This window comes from Lacihabitans sp. LS3-19 (assembly GCF_024343575.1).
Taxonomy (GTDB): Bacteria; Bacteroidota; Bacteroidia; order Cytophagales; family Spirosomataceae; genus Leadbetterella.
This window is the reverse complement of sequence record NZ_RJUA01000005.1, coordinates 49285-67086: the sequence shown is the minus strand read 5'-3', so window position 1 is coordinate 67086 and position 17802 is coordinate 49285. Positions and strand designations below refer to the sequence as shown.

At 35.2% G+C, this 17802-nt stretch carries 13 protein-coding genes; 3 read left to right on the top strand and 10 right to left on the bottom strand.

Annotation, left to right across the window (positions count from 1 at the left end):
* Nucleotides 1-110: 110 nt before the first annotated feature.
* The 3 genes from deoC to EGI22_RS06620 form a co-directional block, all read right to left on the bottom strand.
* Nucleotides 111-1064 carry a deoxyribose-phosphate aldolase gene (gene deoC / locus EGI22_RS06630; protein ID WP_255067300.1) on the bottom strand — a complete coding sequence of 318 codons (954 nt, stop codon included), beginning with the start codon at nucleotides 1062-1064 and terminating at the stop codon, nucleotides 111-113.
* 143 nt (nucleotides 1065-1207) lie between these two features.
* On the bottom strand, nucleotides 1208-2374 hold the full coding sequence (locus EGI22_RS06625; protein ID WP_255067299.1) for a phosphopentomutase: 1167 nt from the start codon (nucleotides 2372-2374) through the stop codon (nucleotides 1208-1210).
* A gap of 137 nt (nucleotides 2375-2511) precedes the next feature.
* Nucleotides 2512-3624, bottom strand: a complete 1113-nt coding sequence (locus EGI22_RS06620) for a hypothetical protein (protein WP_255067298.1) — start codon at nucleotides 3622-3624, stop codon at nucleotides 2512-2514.
* Nucleotides 3625-4441: 817 nt separating this feature from the next.
* On the opposite strand from EGI22_RS06620, the gene EGI22_RS06615 reads away from it, so the two are divergent.
* Complete coding sequence (locus EGI22_RS06615; RefSeq protein ID WP_255067297.1) at nucleotides 4442-6046, top strand: NAD(P)/FAD-dependent oxidoreductase; 1605 nt, start codon at nucleotides 4442-4444, stop codon at nucleotides 6044-6046.
* Between the two features lie 19 nt (nucleotides 6047-6065).
* Here EGI22_RS06615 and EGI22_RS06610 read toward each other — a convergent pair whose 3' ends face one another.
* Complete coding sequence (locus tag EGI22_RS06610) at nucleotides 6066-7277, bottom strand: saccharopine dehydrogenase family protein (protein ID WP_255067296.1); 1212 nt, start codon at nucleotides 7275-7277, stop codon at nucleotides 6066-6068.
* 773 nt (nucleotides 7278-8050) lie between these two features.
* Between EGI22_RS06610 and EGI22_RS06605 the strand changes: the two genes are divergently transcribed.
* Nucleotides 8051-9130, top strand: a complete 1080-nt coding sequence (locus EGI22_RS06605) for a Gfo/Idh/MocA family protein (protein ID WP_255067295.1) — start codon at nucleotides 8051-8053, stop codon at nucleotides 9128-9130.
* 4 nt (nucleotides 9131-9134) lie between these two features.
* On the opposite strand, the gene EGI22_RS06600 is transcribed toward EGI22_RS06605, so the two are convergent.
* On the bottom strand, nucleotides 9135-10523 hold the full coding sequence (locus EGI22_RS06600) for a sulfatase (RefSeq protein WP_255067294.1): 1389 nt from the start codon (nucleotides 10521-10523) through the stop codon (nucleotides 9135-9137).
* Between the two features lie 128 nt (nucleotides 10524-10651).
* Complete coding sequence (locus tag EGI22_RS06595) at nucleotides 10652-12370, bottom strand: hypothetical protein (RefSeq protein WP_255067293.1); 1719 nt, start codon at nucleotides 12368-12370, stop codon at nucleotides 10652-10654.
* A 365-nt stretch (nucleotides 12371-12735) separates the two neighbouring features.
* On the opposite strand from EGI22_RS06595, the gene EGI22_RS06590 reads away from it, so the two are divergent.
* Complete coding sequence (locus EGI22_RS06590) at nucleotides 12736-14073, top strand: hypothetical protein (RefSeq protein ID WP_255067292.1); 1338 nt, start codon at nucleotides 12736-12738, stop codon at nucleotides 14071-14073.
* Between the two features lie 364 nt (nucleotides 14074-14437).
* Here the strand turns inward: EGI22_RS06590 and EGI22_RS06585 are convergent, their stop codons facing one another.
* The 4 genes from EGI22_RS06585 to EGI22_RS06570 form a co-directional block, all read right to left on the bottom strand.
* Nucleotides 14438-14809 (bottom strand): energy transducer TonB, encoded by a 372-nt coding sequence (locus tag EGI22_RS06585; protein ID WP_255067290.1) that lies wholly within the window; start codon nucleotides 14807-14809, stop codon nucleotides 14438-14440.
* Nucleotides 14806-14994, bottom strand: coding sequence for a hypothetical protein (locus EGI22_RS06580; protein WP_255067289.1), 189 nt, complete (start codon nucleotides 14992-14994; stop codon nucleotides 14806-14808). The genes EGI22_RS06585 and EGI22_RS06580 overlap by 4 nt, the downstream gene beginning before the upstream one ends.
* A gap of 108 nt (nucleotides 14995-15102) precedes the next feature.
* Nucleotides 15103-17247 (bottom strand): molybdopterin cofactor-binding domain-containing protein, encoded by a 2145-nt coding sequence (locus tag EGI22_RS06575; RefSeq protein ID WP_255067288.1) that lies wholly within the window; start codon nucleotides 17245-17247, stop codon nucleotides 15103-15105.
* Between the two features lie 2 nt (nucleotides 17248-17249).
* On the bottom strand, nucleotides 17250-17711 hold the full coding sequence (locus tag EGI22_RS06570; RefSeq protein ID WP_255067286.1) for a (2Fe-2S)-binding protein: 462 nt from the start codon (nucleotides 17709-17711) through the stop codon (nucleotides 17250-17252).
* Nucleotides 17712-17802: the final 91 nt, after the last annotated feature.

The window sequence follows — 17802 nt, the reverse complement described above, 5'->3', positions numbered from 1 at the left end:
GCCGCAAAGACGCTAAGGTTTAGACTTTGTTTACTATGATTTATTCTATTCTTTTCCTTAAATCAGTTGACTGAGCGGAGCTGAAGGCAACAGATTTTGTAAATCTAATTTTATGCCATAGCATGGCGGTAACTAGCAGAATATCTGCCTGTTACGTAGTGTTCTAGTTGCCTTTCTATGTCGCCTAATAGACTACTTGCTCCAAATCTGAACAGATTGGGTTGCAGCCAGTCTTCGCCTAGTTCTTCTTTCATGAGTATCAACCAATCCAATGCTTGTTTTGCTTTTTGAATTCCACCAGCTGGTTTGTATCCAACTTTTATACCCGTCAGCTCATGGTATTCTCTAATGGCTCTTACCATAACTAAACTTACTGGCAAAGTGGCGTTTGCCGATTCTTTTCCCGTGCTAGTTTTTATAAAATCCGAACCTGCCATCATACTTACCCAACTTGCTTTAGCTACCTTGGTGTAGGTCGGAATTTCGCCTGTGGCGAGAATAGTCTTCATGTGGGCATCTCCACAAGCGGCTCTACAAGCTTTCACTTCCTTGTATAATTCCTCCCATTTCGAGTTAATGACCAATTCACGACTAATTACTATATCGATTTCGGTGGCTCCAGCTTCCACAGACTTTTTGATTTCATCTATTTTTTGTTCGAAAGAAATCTTGCCGGCGGGAAATCCCGTTGAAACAGCCGCAATGGGTATTCCTGAACTTCCAAGGCTTCTTTTGGCGTCTGCTATCATGTTGTGATAAACGCAAACTGCTCCAGTGGTAATATTGGCATCTGTCATTTCCATAGCTTCTAAAAGGTCTCTTCTTACTGGAGAAATGGCTTTTGCACAAAGTCTTTCTACATTTCCAGCGGTGTCATCGCCAGCAAGCGTAGTAAGGTCAATGCAGGTAATAGCTTTTAACAGCCAAGCGGCTTGATATTCTTTTTTTACGGTTCTTCTTCCACCTAAGCTATTTGCTCTGCGTTCTACTGCTGAGCGATTTATATTGATGTTTTCGAAGTATTTGGTGTCGAAGGGTATACCTTCATTTCTAATTTCTGTCATTTTTTATCTTTTTTAAGATAATTATTTTTGTGATTTTGCTAGCTTAAAATTCTCAGGATTTAAGTAGTCGTAATTTAAAAATCAGCGAACATCTGTCCAATTCGTTCGGCAGCCGATACTGTCATCTGTTTTCAAAAATACAATCAAAGCATCAAACTCAAATAACTCTCGCCTTGTGTTTTATAATCCACTTCTAAGTATTCAGCGATGGTGGCTGCGATATCTGCAAATGAATTTCTAATACCAATATTAACACCTTTTTTGAGATTTTTTCCAATGTTTAGTATCGGAATATATTCTCTCGTATGGTCATTGCCATGATGCGTCGGATCATTTCCATGGTCTGCAGTGATAATTAGCAAATCATCTTCGGTTAAATTCCTTAAAATTTCCGGCAAAAAACTATCGAATTCTTCCAAGCATTTGGCATAGCCTACCTCATCTCTTCTGTGTCCAAAAAGCATGTCGAAATCCACCAAATTGGTAAAAATAAAACTTTCGTTGGGATTTTTGATGGCCTCGATGGTATCTTTTATGCCTTCTAAATTCGTTGCAGTTTTCTTGTATCTGCTTATGCCTTTTTCTGCAAATATATCGTTGATTTTACCTATTGCATAAACACCTTTTCCTTCAGCTTTCAAAACGTCCAAAACTGTATCTGGAGGCAAAATGGCGTAATCTTTTCTTCTACTCGTCCTTTTGAAATTTCCAGATTCGCCTTCAAATGGTCTTGCTATCACTCTACCGACCTCGTATTCGCCAACTAGCATTTCTCTGGCAATCTTGCAGATTTCATATTGCCTTTCTATGGGAATTATTCCTTCATGCATAGCAATTTGAAATACTGAATCAGCTGATGTATAGACGATTGGGTACCCAGTGGCAAGGTGCTCATCACCTAAGTCATCAATAATAGCCGTGCCTGAAGCCGAAATATTTCCAAGTGTTTTGGTGCCAATTTCTTTTTCAAAACGCTCAATAAACTCAATAGGAAATCCATTTTCTGTAAAAGTAGGAAAAGGTTTCTCCAGAATTATCCCTGCTATTTCCCAATGTCCAGTTGTGGTGTCTTTGCCAGAAGAGACTTCGGCGGCTTTTCCAAAAGCAGCTTGGGGACTTTCAGTTTTGCCTAGTTGGTTATTTAAATCAATGATCCCAAGGCCCAGTTCTACTAAATTGGGAATATGTAAATTAGGATATTTTTCAGCAATGTGACCTAAAGTATTACTTCCTCGATCTCCATATTTATCCGCATCTGGCAATTCTCCAATTCCCACACTATCTAAAACTATTAATATTACTCTTTTCACTATTCAGTTTGTTGAAGTTGTAAAAATAATGAATTTTATGTTTGGTGTGTTGGATTATGGGTTTTTCGTTGTGGTTAATGGAACACTGATGACACTGATTGGATGGATTTGCACTGATAATTTTTCTGAATATGCGTTTATTCTTCCGCTGTAACCCATGGTACATATTCCTCATTTCCTGAACATCTATTTAAAAACTTACCCTTGTAGCCTAATACCCTAAGCAAACCAAGTTCTATGAAGTACATAAATAATTGTGAAGTTTCTACCAATACCCCGTTATCAATTTTTTTTAATTTTTTCCTTTTTTCAAGTTGTGAATGAACTATACAATTTCTAATATTAATAAGGCCTTCAATTTCATTGTTTTTAAAGTTATTGTCACTTCTAATAAATTCTGATAACTTGATAAATTTATTCGGAATTGAACAATTTATTTTTGAAAATGTTAGAAACATCCTCAGCTTATTAGCTGCTGTAATATTTTTAGAATCGTCACCTTTAATGAATCCTTCGGTTTCAACAATTAAATAGTTATACAGTAGTTCCAAAGCTGTTTGCGAGAGAATTATAGAGCCTTCTACTAAAGCTAAATTCATATTTGATGTTGTATACCAATGTATTACAGAGTTTAAAAAATCCTTTCCCATATCAGTACTACCAATTTTTACAAAATTTCCCCAAATCTCATTAAAATTTAACCCTGAGCTAAATTGTGGCCAAGACATTACATGTTTGAAAGCATCTACTTTATTATATGGTGTGAAGTCTTCCCAGACTAAATTTTCATTATTAAAACCTTTTAAAAAAAGCATACTGGTTTTTCTTCCATTGATAAAAGAGAAAAAAATATCGCAAATTGTTCTTATTTCCTCAATTTCTTTAGATTTAAAGATTCCGTTTTTTGAGACAATTTCCCCCGAATATAGAATTTGATATCCGCCTATGTTTTTTAGATTTGTGTGATATTTTTTAAAAAATGGATTTTTATCAATTGTGATTATAAAATTTTCATTCTCAAGATTCAACCGACCAAGGTAGCTCACTGCATTACTTTTTATTGGCTCACCATAGAATTCTCGTAGGTTTGGTATTCCAAAAGTTACTTTATTGATGGCATTATTTGTTTCTCCAATGACTATTTTGGAGCCAGTAATAAATCCTGAAAGATTATTGCCATCTGAAGAGGAGATAAAAGCTTTCCCGATTGATTGACTTTGAATTATAACTTCAAAATCATCTTGATCCATAATCGAGAAAATTTCAAAACTAAAATTTCCAATACCTCGAAATGTCACTTTTGGTTGTGGCAACCAAACGAACTCGATTTTTCCATCAATTAATGTAATATCCTTGTTTGGTGATTTTAAATATATATCCCCTGAGAAAATCTCCTGACTTTCATTTGGGTAATTCATATTTACTAAGTTTGTAATCGCCTCTGGGATGTTTTCGAATGGATCTTCTTTGTCGCTCATTTCTGTTAAATTAATTCGAATACAATTTTAACCAAAGATAGAAATAATACTTTAGAGACTTTATGTTTTTTGGAAACCAAATAAGTCCCTCAGCAAATACCAAGAGGCTTCAAATGTCATAAAAAGAGAATATTTACCTACTCATATACATATTCCTTTTAGAATATACTTGTAGGAAGAAATCCTCGGTGAGTTCTTTTCTATGTAGTAGATGCCTTCACCATTAGACTTCATCTCATGTCCCAATTCTTTGTTTAAGTTCCGGAATTTGTTGATAGAGAATACTGAAATTTTGATCGGATTATCCTTCTTTGGGGAATTTAAATCAAAGTCTTTTATTTTGACTCTTAACAATAACGTTTTTTACCAAATTTTAAGGGTTTGGCAATTCACCGATTGCCACATTATCGAGTACTATTAAAACAACCTTTTTTTACTCACTTTTTTTTGATGAAATTTTAAAAAGTAAAAATAATGAAATTTAGTTTACGGAAATTAAACATTCTATTTTTCCTCTTTCTATATGTTTAAACCTAAGGAGAAAAATTGAATATTTTAAATTATATTTACTTTTCATCAAAAACTAAAAATGATTCAATCTTTTAAACAAAACTACAAACTTCAGGTAAGCTATGATGCCATAATTATTGGATCTGGTTTGGGAAGTTTAACAACCGCGGCCTTACTTTCTAAAGAAGGAAAAAAGGTGTTAGTTTTAGAAAAACACTATACTGTTGGTGGTTTTACGCATGTTTTTAAACGAAAAGGCTATGAGTGGGATGTTGGAATACATTATATTGGTGAGGTTCAGAGGCCTAATTCTGTCATTAAAAGGTTATTTGATTACATTACAAATGATAAACTTGAATGGGCGGATCTTGGTGAAGTTTATGATAAAATCATAATTGGTGACCGTGAATATGATTTTGTAAAAGGGGTAGATAATTTTAAGAAAAAACTTGTAGAATATTTTCCTGAAGAAAGTGAGGCAATAGAGCAATACGTCTCTTTGGTTTTTGAATCAACCAAAACGGCTCAAAAGTTTTATGCCGAAAAAGCCATGCCTAATTTGGTGAGTAAGATTTTGGGGAGTTTTTGGCGAAACCCTTTTTATAAATTTTCTGATAAAACCACTTATGAGGTTTTGAGCTCATTGACTTCTAATAAGGAACTTATAATGGTGCTATCGGGTCAGTATGGCGACTACGGTTTAACTCCAAAGAAAAGTAGTTTTGCTATGCATGCAGCAGTGGCAAGGCATTATTTTAGTGGGGGGAGTTTTCCTGTTGGAGGTTCTTCAAAGATCGCAGAATATATTGATCCGATTATTGAAAATGCTGGAGGTACGGTATTAATTAGTGCAGATGTAAAAAGAGTGATAATAGAAAACAATGCTGCCACTGGTGTAAAAATGGCGGATGGGAAAATATTCAATGCAGACCTAATAATTAGCGGGGCAGGATATTTTACGACATTTGAGAAATTGGTTTCTCCTGAAATTGTGGAAAATCTTGGTATAAAAAAGCAATTTCAAAAAGTTGAGCGATCCGTATCTCATGCTTGTCTTTATATTGGTCTTGACGGAAATCCAGATGAATTGAAATTGCCCAAAACCAATTATTGGGTGTATCCAGAAGGAAAAGACCATGATGAAATAGTGGAAAATTATATCAAAGATATAAATGCTCCTTTTCCTGTAGTTTATATTTCTTTCCCATCTGCCAAAGATCCTGATTGGTCTAATCGCTACCCAAGCAAAAGTACCATCGACATTATTACTTTGATGCCTTTTGATATTTTTGCGGAATGGGAAGGCACTAGATGGATGAAAAGAGGGGAGAAGTATGATACAATAAAAGAAAATATTTCACAAAGATTATTGGAGGTTTTGTATAAACATCAACCTCAATTAAGGGGCAAAGTGGCTTATTATGAATTATCTACGCCACTAACCACCCAACATTTTGTGAATTATGAAAAAGGAGAAATCTATGGTTTGGACCATTCTCCAAGCCGTTTTAGGCAAAGATTTTTGCAACCAAGGACACCCATTAAAAACTTTTATTTGACAGGGCAAGATATAGTAACTGCTGGAGTTGCAGCTGCTTTGTTTTCCGGCGTTTTAACCGCTTCAGCTATTACTGGTAAAAATATTATAAATAAGATAATGAAAAAAGCCTTTCAAAAAAATTGAAAGGCTTCTGGTGATTTTATTAATATTCGTGAGGTAAAACTCCATCTATTTGTTCGTTCCAAGGCAATCCATGGATATTCAACAAATCCATAAAAGGGTCAGGATTGAGTTCTTCGACATTATAAACGCCTGGTTTCATCCATTCAGCGTTGGTCAACATCAACATGGCACCAATCATAGCCGGAACTCCTGTGGTATAAGAAACGGCTTGTGATTTAACTTCTTTGTACGCTTCTGCATGGTGGCAGTTGTTCCAAACATAATAAGTTTTGTCTTTTCCGTCCTTTATACCTTTTATCTGACAACCAATAGATGTTTGTCCAGTATAGTTTTCGCCTAAAGATTCTGGAGCAGGCAATACTGCCTTTAAGAATTCAAGCGGTACAATGTCCATTCCTTGGAATTTGATAGGAGCTATGCTTGTCATACCCACATTTTCTAAAACCTGAAGATGTGTAATATAGGCTTGTCCGAATGTCATCCAAAACCTCGCTCTTTTTATGGTAGGGAAGTTTTTAACCAAAGATTCCAATTCTTCATGGTAAAGTACATACGACTCTTTTTCTCCAATGTTTGGATAATCTATGGCTTTATGTATAGACATAGCTGGTATTTCGACCCATTCACCATTTTCCCAATATCTACCTGGCTGCGTGATTTCACGGATGTTGATTTCAGGGTTAAAGTTCGTGGCGAAAGCTTTACCATGGTCTCCAGCATTACAGTCTATTATGTCCAAATAGTGCATTTCATCAAAATGATGCTTGTTGGCATAAGCCGTAAATACTTGCGTTACACCAGGGTCAAATCCACAGCCTAAAACCGCCATCAGTCCTGCCGCTTTGAATCGCTCTTGATATGCCCATTGCCAGCTGTATTCAAACTTCGCAACATCTTTTGGTTCATAGTTGGCGGTGTCTAAATAATGCACGCCAGTTTCAAGGCAAGCATCCATGATGGTCAAGTCTTGGTAAGGAAGAGCTACGTTTATTACCATTTTAGGGCCAAACGAACGAATCAAGGCCACCAATTCGGGTACTTCATCAGCATCTACTTTAGCTGTTTGTATGCTTACGCCATGCATTTCTTTGATTTCGGCTGCTATTCTGTCACATTTAGAAACAGTACGGCTGGCCAACATTATTTCAGTAAAAACAGAAGAATTTAGAGCACATTTATGAGCTACCACAGTACCAACTCCACCTGCACCGATAATAAGAACTTTAGACATTTATTTTATTTGGTTTTGATTCAAGTGCAAAAATAAGAAATGCTTTATATATGTCGCATATATTTTTGGTTAATGAATTATTAAGATGAAATTTTTATGTCTTTATACTTTAAAATCAAATTTATGAATTGAATATGCTTTTTTTTCTAAAACTAAATAGAGGGAATTGGGATGCCCGCTTGATAATTATTAAAAGATACCAAGTGGATTTTATGAATTTTTGTGTGCCAAAAAATACCTATTTACCTCCTTTTGATAAATTTTCCAGAATAAAATTATCTAGTGGATACAAACTGAAGTTTATTTAAAAAACCTTATTAAATGGCATTGATTTTGGCTTGGTAAAAGTATTAAAGCAAAAAAACCATGGCTGATAAAAAAGTATTTTTTTTAATTCAAAATTTTGAGATCTTAATCATATTGCTGTTTTTTATTTTAGGGATTGTGAAATTTCTGATAGATTAATTCCTTAATTAAAAATATAAATTATTAAGCGGATACATAATCCTTTTATTTGTTAAATAATTGATTACGTGGATATATATTGTTTTTATTTGTGTTTTATTTCCTGATAAACCATGTCGAAATCACCTAAAAAGTTTCTTCAAAACATAGAAGTATTTATCTATATATTTATTTTTATAGTTGCACTTTATATGATTTTAAGTAATTGATGTTTAATCAAATATTGGAAATTCAATATAGATTTTGAATCAAATTAATTTTTTGAAATTTATTTTTGGTAACTTGATATCTCAATTCAACCTTACCAAATGAAATACCAATTTATTCTTCTTTGCTTACTCTTTTCGTTTGTTTCTAGTGCTCAGTCAAAACTTCGCGTTGGTGTAGACGGACTTACCCATGATCATGTCGGGCAGATATTAAGTAGCCATCAAAGGGGTGATATCGAGATAGTAGGAATAGCTGAAAGTAATGTTGACTTAGCTCGTAGATATTTGAAAAGATATAATTTGCCTGAAAGTATTTTGTTTGCCAGTCTTGAAAAAATGGTGAATAAAACCAAACCTGAGGCCGTTTGTGCTTTCAATAGCATTTTGGAACATAAGCATACAGTGGAAGTTTGTGCACCTAAAGGCATTCATGTAATGGTCGAAAAACCATTGGCCACAAATACTGTTGATGCAAACCAAATGGCAGCATTGGCGAGGAAAAACAACATACATTTGCTCACGAATTATGAAACTACCTGGTACCAAAGTCATAAAATGGCTTCGGATTTTTTGAAAAATGAAAATGATATTGGCGAAATAAATAAGGTAGTGATTAGAGATGGTCACCGCGGACCACAGGAAATTGGTTGCTCGAAAGAGTTTTTATCTTGGCTAACTGACCCCATAAAAAATGGGGGTGGAGCTGTGATAGATTTTGGCTGCTATGGAGCCAACCTCATGACCTATTTTATGAAAGGACAAAAGCCTATTTCGGTTTCTGCCACTTTAAGGCAGTTAAAGCCAGATGTTTATCCAAAAGTGGACGATGATGCCACTATAGTTTTGACTTACCCTGATGCTACTGCCATACTGGAAGCCTCTTGGAACTGGCCATTTGACAGGAAAGACACCGAAATTTACACCAAAACCTCCTCAATATTTGCCAATAGCAAAACTTTCAAAGTTAGAAAAGGCATAAGAGATGCTCAGGAACAAGAAATGAAATTATTACCACTACCGAAAGGAGAAAATGACTCTTTCCTATATCTTACAGAAGTGATACGAGGGAAAATAGATCCTAGAAATAGCCTTTCTTCTTTAGAAAATAATCTAATTGTGGTCGAGATTTTAGAAAAAGCAATACAATCAGCCAAAGAAGGGAAAATCATAGAATTCTAAGGTTTTATTTGCCAATTATCTTTTCCAAATTGCTCGGTGGTATAACCAAATTCTCTCTGTGAGTTTTGGCCAGAAGCTTTATTTCTGATACTATTTCAGGATGTTTTTCTGCAATCTCAAATCTCTCGGAAGGATCTATGGACAAATTAAAAAGTTGAACATTCTCCAAGTTTTCTAATTGTTCAGGATATCCATCGGGATTGTTTTTCATGAAATATAATTTGTAATCGCCTTTTCTAACAGCGAAAAGCTTGGTACCATGATAATAAAACATTTCATTTCGAGGGCTTCCAAAACCATTTTTCCAAACTCCACTCAGATCTTTGCCATCTAAAATTAAGTCTTTTGGGATTTTTACATTGGCCATTTGGCAGAAACTTGGTAATATATCCAATGTGCTGCCTATGCTGCTGATAACATTTGGTTTGACATAGCTTGGCCCCCAAATTACCGCCGGAACACGCATTCCTCCTTCATAACTGGTGCCCTTGCCACCAAAAAGTGACCCCGCTGAACCTCCATGCTCATTGTATACTTTCCAAGGTCCATTATCAGAGGTGAAAACAACGATGGTGTTTTTATCCAAGCCTTGTTTTTTCAAGGTTTTCATGATTTCCCCAACCGACCAATCTATTTCTTCTATTACATCTCCATATTTTCCTCTTTCGCTTTTCCCTAAGAAATCTTTAGAAGCAAAAAGAGGCACATGCGGCATATTATGGGCCAAGTATAGGAAAAAAGGCTTGTTTTTGTTTTGTTCAATGAATTTTATTGATTCTTCTGTGTATCGTTTCGTAATCGTGTTTTGATTGGCTGGTCTTTCAATTTCTTCGTTATTTCTTATAAGTGGTACTTTATAATTCTCCGTTTTAGCATCTAAAAATTCTTCGCGAGGTATACCATATTCTCGTTCCATGTCATTAGAATATGGAATTCCGAAATAATAATCAAAGCCATTTTGCAAAGGCATGTATTGGGGAAGGTGTCCCAAGTGCCATTTACCAATGATTCCAGTGTGATAATTGGCAGTCTTTAAAAGTTCAGCAACCGTTTGTTCTGAAGCAGGTAAACCTCCGTCCGAATTGGGAAAAAGTACTCTCCTTTTGTCGCTTTCCATTCCTATTCTATTGGGAAGTCTGCCAGTCAAAAGCCCAGCTCTTGAGGGTGTACATACATTAGCTGCAACGTAGAAATTAGTCCATTTTTGGCCCTCTACAGCCATTTTGTCAATATTTGGTGTTTTGATAGTTGGATGACCAAAACATCCCAAATCGCCATAACCTTGGTCATCCGTAAAGATTATTATGAAATTAGGTTTCTGTTTTTGGGCTAAAATTTGGTTTGCAAATACAAGCGTGAAAACGCTAATTAAAAAAAGTTTTAGGCTTTTCATTTTAGGTTGAATTATCGGCATTGAAATTAGAGATACTTAACAAATCTAATGCAAAATGTAGTTTTGGTCATTTTTTTGATAAACACTGAAAAATGAAAAATAAAAGACAGTTTGATTTGTCTTGATTTTTATGGAACCATCAATTTTGAAACATGAAAAGCGGAATAATCCGCAGGTGAAACACCATATTGCAAATTTGTATTCCCTATCATTAAATTAGCTCCATACCCACCAGAGAAATATATTTCATTGTTATTTTTTAGACTCATTGAGGTTAGAATTGGGTGGTATATATCACTTATTCCATTTGGCCCAATAAGATTGTTAGACTTTTTGGCCCATAAAAAATCTAAAGTACTGTTATACTTGGCTACTGTGAAGGAAATATTAGATTCAGGTGAATAGGTAGATGCTATTTCAACTCCTGCAGGATTATAATAGGAACATTTGGCATTTGATGTAAAAGAAAGAAATATAGAATTGTCTTGTGAAATTTCCATTGATAAATTACTTACTCCATTTCCATTGCTGCATTTGATAATACTAAATATTGAGCTAAAAGTTGTGCTTCCATTTAAAATTTTAGCAAGAAAAATATTTGATTTGGATGGATCTACATTTAATGGGAAGTTGCTTGGACTAATTGGATTTCCAAAATATATGTTATTGGAAAATTTGGCAGTTACAAATAAATCTTCATTATTGTTTACTGCAATTTCTGGTGAATTTTCATCTCCAGTTCCTCCAATTCTATTTAAAAAATCCCATTGTTCGGTTCCGTAGTTGAATTTAGCGACAAAAATGTCTTCACCTTGAGCTGAAGTCAATTCGTTAGAACCAGAAGCCGAAGGGGTGTTGAAATTTATTGTATTATAAAATGAACCGCACAAAAATATGTTTCCTGCTGATGACAACACCATTTTGCCTAGATATTCTTGCAAAGACCCTCCAATTCTGTTTAAGGCTTTTGGTAATCCTTGGCTATTAAATTTCGCTAAAAAAATATCAGAAGAAGCACCATTTGTGACTAGGGTATTTTCAATATTTGAACTTGGTGTATTAAAATTAGCAGTATTTGAAAATATACCTGAAAGAAAGACCTCACCAGCTAAATTTGCGTCAATAAATTGCCCAAAATCTAAACCTGAACCTCCTGCTCTGTTTATTCTTAAAAGATTGCCATTGTTATCGTATTTCGCTATAAAAATATCTAGATTACCATCAGATATTATTTCATTTGTTCCAGAAGAAGATGGCGTGTTAAAATTTGCGGTATTGGAAAAACCACCCGTTACATATATGTTTCCATCACCTCCAACTTTTATCGAATTTCCATAATCAAATCCAGTACCACCAGCTCTTTTAGCCCAAGTTAAAGTTCCACTACTAGAGAATTTGGCTATAAAAATATCGTAGTCTGAGGAACCAGTTGTACTCATATTTGCATTTCCAAAATAGGCGTTTCCTAAAAATTGCCCAGTTGCGTATATATTACCTGTTGCGTCTACGCTTATAGATAAAATTTGGGATAAATTAGAACTTGGAGATGCCGAGCTTGTACTTCCACCAGCTTTCCAGGCTGTAAATAATGGTTGGGGGTTTTCATCTGAACTCAAAAAGTATATCCATTTACTTCCATTAAAACAACGCATCACATCATAAGTTAAATCATACGCTAAGTCACCTTTTTGTGGGGAGCCTAAATTCATTATCGCATCATATTCTAATCTTGGAATTTGACCCGAAGGAGCAGGAGTAATGCCATCTGGCAAAATAGTGACATTTTGCGGGAAACCTATAAAAGGAATAAGGGCTAATAAGATAGTAGTCAGTAATTTACTTTTCATTGGGTTGGTTTGGTTTTTATATCAAATTTAGATTAAATGTTCAATAAAAAAAATATTTTCAAGTTTCGACATGATAAGTTTTGAACGCTGAATGTATTTGCCTAATAATAATAAATGATAAGCTGAGATAGAAATTTTGAAATTTTAAGTATTTGTAATTTTAATTTGACTAAAATTTATTGATTAAACAATTTCAATTTTTGATGTATTTTTAAAGAAAGGCTAAAAAATATTTTATTTTAAGAAAAGCAGATATTTGAAATCAATTTACTTTTGCCTTTAAATAAAATTCATTCTTATTTTTCTGGAAGTTTATTGTTTAAGTTTCAAATAATCAGGAATTTAGATTAAAATATCAAATACTCATGAAAAAATACTTTGCTAGGATTTTCTTTTTGACATCAATTTCATTCTTGGTTTTTAATTGTAGCAAAAGTTCTGGTGATGTAGCACCTGAAAATGAGATCGTAACAATTGGAGGTGAGAAAATGGAATTTGCAGACAAGGGAACGATAACTAATGTTGTTAAACAAGCAAATACCACTGAAATCAGTCTTTCAGACATGAAATCTTTGGATAGTTTTGATAATGCTAAATTGGTTTTTAGCGGGAGTCCAGCCAGTGTAAAAGCCTTAAAAAATGGACAAGTGGTTTTGTTTGAAGGCAATTCCCTTCGCAAAATCACATCAATAACAGAATCGGGAGGAAAAACCACCGTGAATACTACAAATGCTAAGTTTAATCAATATTATAAAACAGCAAAAGTGAATTTTGAAAAGCAAATGTATTGGACATCAAGCAATATAAAAAATGCCAAAATAAAAGTTGCTGGAGGCCGATTAAAGTCTATCTCTGGTGCAAATGATGTAGGTTTAGAATACAGTGGAGAGCTTGCGGGTTGGAAATTGAATTTAAAACTTAACCCAGAAAGTGGCGAAGGACGAAAATTAAATGTTGAATTAACTGCAAAAAGAGGTTCTGCAGCTGGAATCGAAGTAAAAGGCTTTATTTCTGATTTTTCTGCTACTAGTGATATTGATTTAAACAACGGAAATTTGGACAGTTACAACCATCAACATAATAACCTAAACGGAGAGTTGGAAGTAAAATATGCTTTTCTAAGCTTAGATCAAATCGCCCAAATAAGCATTCCTCTGGAAATATCAAGAACAATCCTTGTAAATGGTGTGATTCCGGTAACTTTTACTTTGAAATGTAATCTTAAAGTATATCCTGAAATTATAGAAAATAGCACTTGTCAAGCACACTTGAAATTGACATATAATGGTACTCAAGGCTTCAATTACAGCAATAGAAGTATTGAAACTGCAGGTACTTTGGCGGGTTTTGATGTTACCAGAATTGGTGACACAGGTTCGGCATCAGCAGGAGTAGTGGGCGTAGGCGTAGGTTTAGAGTTTCCAAGATTTCAAATCGGGATATTTCATTCGGTTGTCGTTCCGTATATTTTAAATAATACAAGTGTTCAGTCGTATTTTGAAAGTGGTTTGCCATTTGTGCCCGGCCCTTGTAATCAAACTACACTAGGGCTTAAGGGCGTGGTAGGAGTAGATTTAAGCTTTTTTGGAGCTAGTTTCAGTGGTTCGCGTGATTTGTATGAGCGTAAGACAGAGTTTAAAACTCCAGGCTCAAAATGCCCTTCTGCTTTTATAAATCCTTCACTTTATAGTGTGACTTTGTAAAGTGTTTCCTTTCTTTTTTTTGTGTTTTTTGGTTTCATTTTCAAAGAAAACTATTCATTGCTTAACTTGCTTTGTTCGAAATAAGGAAGCTGTTACTTAAATTTTAAAGTGATTTTAATCTGAAGGATTTGTTCTGTGTTTTTTCAGCCAAGAATTGGGGAAATGAACCAGAAGATGAGATTAGAACGAACTAAATTTTTTGAATAGCTTAATTTTTTTTATAACTTAAGGAGGTATTAATCTCAATTTTTTTTTCAAATTGGTTTTTAGACATTGGTAAATTACCAAATTTGGAAGGTGTAAACATTATTTTTTTTTATTGTAAAGTATGGCAGTTTCTTATAGCCTGATGTCTTAAACACATTTATTCCTGCTTAAGGCAAGCTATAGGAATTTTTTCAAAACTATCAATTGCAACACCATTTAATTTTGCTGGAATCCATTTTGGCATTGATTTAAAAACCTTAATTATTTCTTCATCTATTCCAAAACCAGGACTTCTTAAGATTTCGATATTATCTATAGTACCTTCTTTCTTTACTCGAAAACTAACTACAATTTTTCCTGAGATATTTGCATCCATAAATTTTTGAGGCATTTTTAGATTTTCTGCTATGTGTTTGTACATTTCTGAGGTTCCGCCAGGGAATTGAGCATTTGTGGTGTCTTTCGCCATCTCAATTGGTTTGGAAAATGACAATATGGGTATCAGAATTAGGGCTAAAATATTTCTCATTTTAACTCAATGTTCAAAACTCCATTTTTACCGTCTTTGCCAGCTTCACCGTCCTTGCCGTTTTCAGATTTTCCACCGTTTCCACCTTTTCCACCCATTAGGTTTACCTTTTTCTTGGAATTAAGCTTTTGGTCAACACAAGATATGGTAAAAATAGACAAAGCAAAAAATATTAAATATTTCATTTTGGTTAATTAGAGAGTTGGTTTTGATTAAAAGTGCCTTAAAATTAATATTTTGAAAAAAAATGCTTTTTTTGAAAAAAGCATTTTTTTGTCATGTTTAGTTCTTTCCTACAACACCAAAGGCAATTTCCTCTCTCTCTTACCAGTCAAATTAAAAATTGCATTGCCCAAAGCCGGTGCGATTGGAGGTAAGCCTGGCTCGCCTACGCCGCCTGGTTTTTCGTAGTTTTCCACAACGTGGATTTCCATTTTGGGTATTTCTGAATTTCGTAAAATATTGTAATCGTGGTAGTTGGACTGTACGCATTGGTTGTTTTCAAAGATTATTCCGCCCTTCGTTGCAGCTTGTATTCCCATTACGATATTTCCTTCGGTTTGGGCTTTTACATTGTCCGGGTTTACGTACATACCGCAGTCTATTACAGAAATCACTTTGTCGATTTTTATACCACTGTCAGTTTTAGAAACAAACACACAGGCTGCTGAAATAGAGTCAAACGAACGAAATACCGCAATTCCTCTTGCTTTTCCAGCTTCCAATGGCGTTTTATAATCTGCTTTTTCGGCTAGTAAATTTAGAACATTGGTAAACCTTGGTGCATTTTTTAACAAGCTTAATCTAAATTCTAAAGGGTCTTTTTTGGCTTCGTGGGCCATTTCGTCTATGAAACATTCTTGTCCCCAACCAAAGTTGGAGGCATAAACACTTCTCCACCAAACTACTGGTATGCTCGTTTTAACTCTCGAATATGATACTTTATTTATACCAAAACCATATTCGTTGTTTTCCTGGCTCAATTCTCCACTCAACCAATCGTCAGCTGTATTTGGTCTAAGGCCATTAAATACTTGGCCAGCTATTGATTCACCTATTGCTTGGTGATGAAATGCGGTTCCTCGTCCATTATCTATAACGCCTTGTAAACGACTCAACATGGCCGGTCGGTAAGGCCCTTGCGTAATATCATCCTCTTTTGTCCAAAGTACCTTTACCGGTTTTTTGATTTTTCTGGCAATGTCACAAGCTTCGTTAAGAAAATCCATGTAGGCTTTTCTTCCAAACGAACCACCCAAAAGCGTCACATTGATTTTAACTTTTTCTTCTGAAACTCCCAAATATTGAGCTACTTGGCTCAAAGCCCCATCGGGCCCTTGAATTGGTGCCCAAACTTCTACAGAGCCATCATCTTTTATGTGAACAGTTGCGTTTTCTGCCTCAATGGCCGCATGAGCCAAAAATGGAGTTTCATAAACGGCCTCAAGTTTTTGAGTTGCAGTTTCAAAATTTGCATCAAAGTCACCTTTTTCTTCTGCTCTTATGCCTGGCTTTTTAGCTGCTGCATACGCTGCCTCAAAATATTCAGATGTATTTTGATTGAGATATTTGCTTGATTCTGATTTCCAATTGATATTCAAGGCTTTAGCTCCTTTGAGTGCCGCCCATTGGTTTTGAGCTATTACCGCCACAGCATCAACTTTAGTATGTGGCATTGCTCTTTCAATCTTTATTACATCCAAAACACCAACCACTTTTCTAGCGGCTGCATCATCAATTGAAGCTATGCTGTCATGAATTCTCGGTGAATGAACCACCTTGGCAAACACCATTCCTGGTATTTCGGCATCTATTCCATAAACTGCTTTTCCTGTAACTCTGTCAGGTACATCCAAACGCTTATTGAATTTACCTAAAATTTTAAAGTCTTTTGGGTCTTTGAGTTTTGGGTTTTTGGGTACTTCGTAAGTAGAAGCAAGGTCTGCCACTTCTCCATAAGTCAGACTTTTCTGTGTTCCTTTTAAATAGATTTTTCCAGCTTCAGCATAACAATCTGCGGCATTTACACCCCATTTTTCGGCAGCGGCTTTTATCAACATTTCTTTTGCGGCAGCTCCTGCTTTTCGCAATGGCATCCAAAGGCCACGCACAGAGCTACTTCCTCCCGACTGTTGGCTACCGTATTTGCTCCTGCCATCCGACTGAATAATGCTTACTTGGTCTAAGCTCACTTCCAATTCTTCAGCCAAAAGTGAAGGCACAGCTTGGGTAGAGCCTTGTCCCATGTCGGGGCGACTATTTACCAAAGTTATTTTGCCCGTATTTTCGATTATTATAAAAGGATTTATTTCCAATGCCACGGTGGCTGGAGACAATTTCTTTAGGGATGCATTTTTTGAAAAGCCATCTAGTCCGATGCTCAATCCAATACCAGTCAATCCGAGGGTTTTAAGGAATTCTCTTCTGTTATTATTCATGATTATAGCATTTTCGAGGCGTTTTTGATAGCTTTATTTATTCTTTGATAGGTGCCACAGCGACACAGATTGCCTTCCATTGCAGCCAATATTTCCTCATCATTCGGATTTTTGTTGGTTTTTAAAAGAGCCACTGCTGACATAATTTGACCTGATTGGCAATAACCACATTGCGGTACTTGTTCTTCAATCCAAGCTTGCTGCACCGCATGCAGCGTTGGTTCGCTTATGCCTTCTATGGTGGTGATTTTTGCTTTTTTTGAAATGGCCGAAAGTGGCATTTGGCAAGAACGAATTGGTTGGCCGTCAAGGTGAACGGTACAAGCCCCACATTGAGCTATTCCACAGCCAAATTTTGTTCCTTTAAGATTTGCTAAATCACGGATAGCCCAAACCAAAGGCATATCAGCCTCAGCGGTTATTTTATGGACTTTATTATTGATGTTTAAATTATAAACAGGCATAAAGATTGAATTTTTTAGTAAAAATATGAAAAACTTGGGAAAGAGGGTAATTTGTTAATGTGATAATTTCGAAATGTTACATTTTTTTTCA

What these genes read in the sequence shown, in the direction of transcription:
- deoC (WP_255067300.1), bottom strand. Translation starts at nt 1,064, where the DNA reads ATGACAGAAATTAGAAATGAAGGTATACCCTTCGACACCAAATACTTC.
- EGI22_RS06620 (WP_255067298.1), bottom strand. Translation starts at nt 3,624, where the DNA reads ATGGATCAAGATGATTTTGAAGTTATAATTCAAAGTCAATCAATCGGG.
- EGI22_RS06615 (WP_255067297.1), top strand. Translation starts at nt 4,442, where the DNA reads ATGATTCAATCTTTTAAACAAAACTACAAACTTCAGGTAAGCTATGAT.
- EGI22_RS06610 (WP_255067296.1), bottom strand. Translation starts at nt 7,277, where the DNA reads ATGTCTAAAGTTCTTATTATCGGTGCAGGTGGAGTTGGTACTGTGGTA.
- EGI22_RS06605 (WP_255067295.1), top strand. Translation starts at nt 8,051, where the DNA reads ATGAAATACCAATTTATTCTTCTTTGCTTACTCTTTTCGTTTGTTTCT.
- EGI22_RS06600 (WP_255067294.1), bottom strand. Translation starts at nt 10,523, where the DNA reads ATGAAAAGCCTAAAACTTTTTTTAATTAGCGTTTTCACGCTTGTATTT.
- EGI22_RS06595 (WP_255067293.1), bottom strand. Translation starts at nt 12,370, where the DNA reads ATGAAAAGTAAATTACTGACTACTATCTTATTAGCCCTTATTCCTTTT.
- EGI22_RS06590 (WP_255067292.1), top strand. Translation starts at nt 12,736, where the DNA reads ATGAAAAAATACTTTGCTAGGATTTTCTTTTTGACATCAATTTCATTC.
- EGI22_RS06585 (WP_255067290.1), bottom strand. Translation starts at nt 14,809, where the DNA reads ATGAGAAATATTTTAGCCCTAATTCTGATACCCATATTGTCATTTTCC.
- EGI22_RS06580 (WP_255067289.1), bottom strand. Translation starts at nt 14,994, where the DNA reads ATGAAATATTTAATATTTTTTGCTTTGTCTATTTTTACCATATCTTGT.
- EGI22_RS06575 (WP_255067288.1), bottom strand. Translation starts at nt 17,247, where the DNA reads ATGAATAATAACAGAAGAGAATTCCTTAAAACCCTCGGATTGACTGGT.
- EGI22_RS06570 (WP_255067286.1), bottom strand. Translation starts at nt 17,711, where the DNA reads ATGCCTGTTTATAATTTAAACATCAATAATAAAGTCCATAAAATAACC.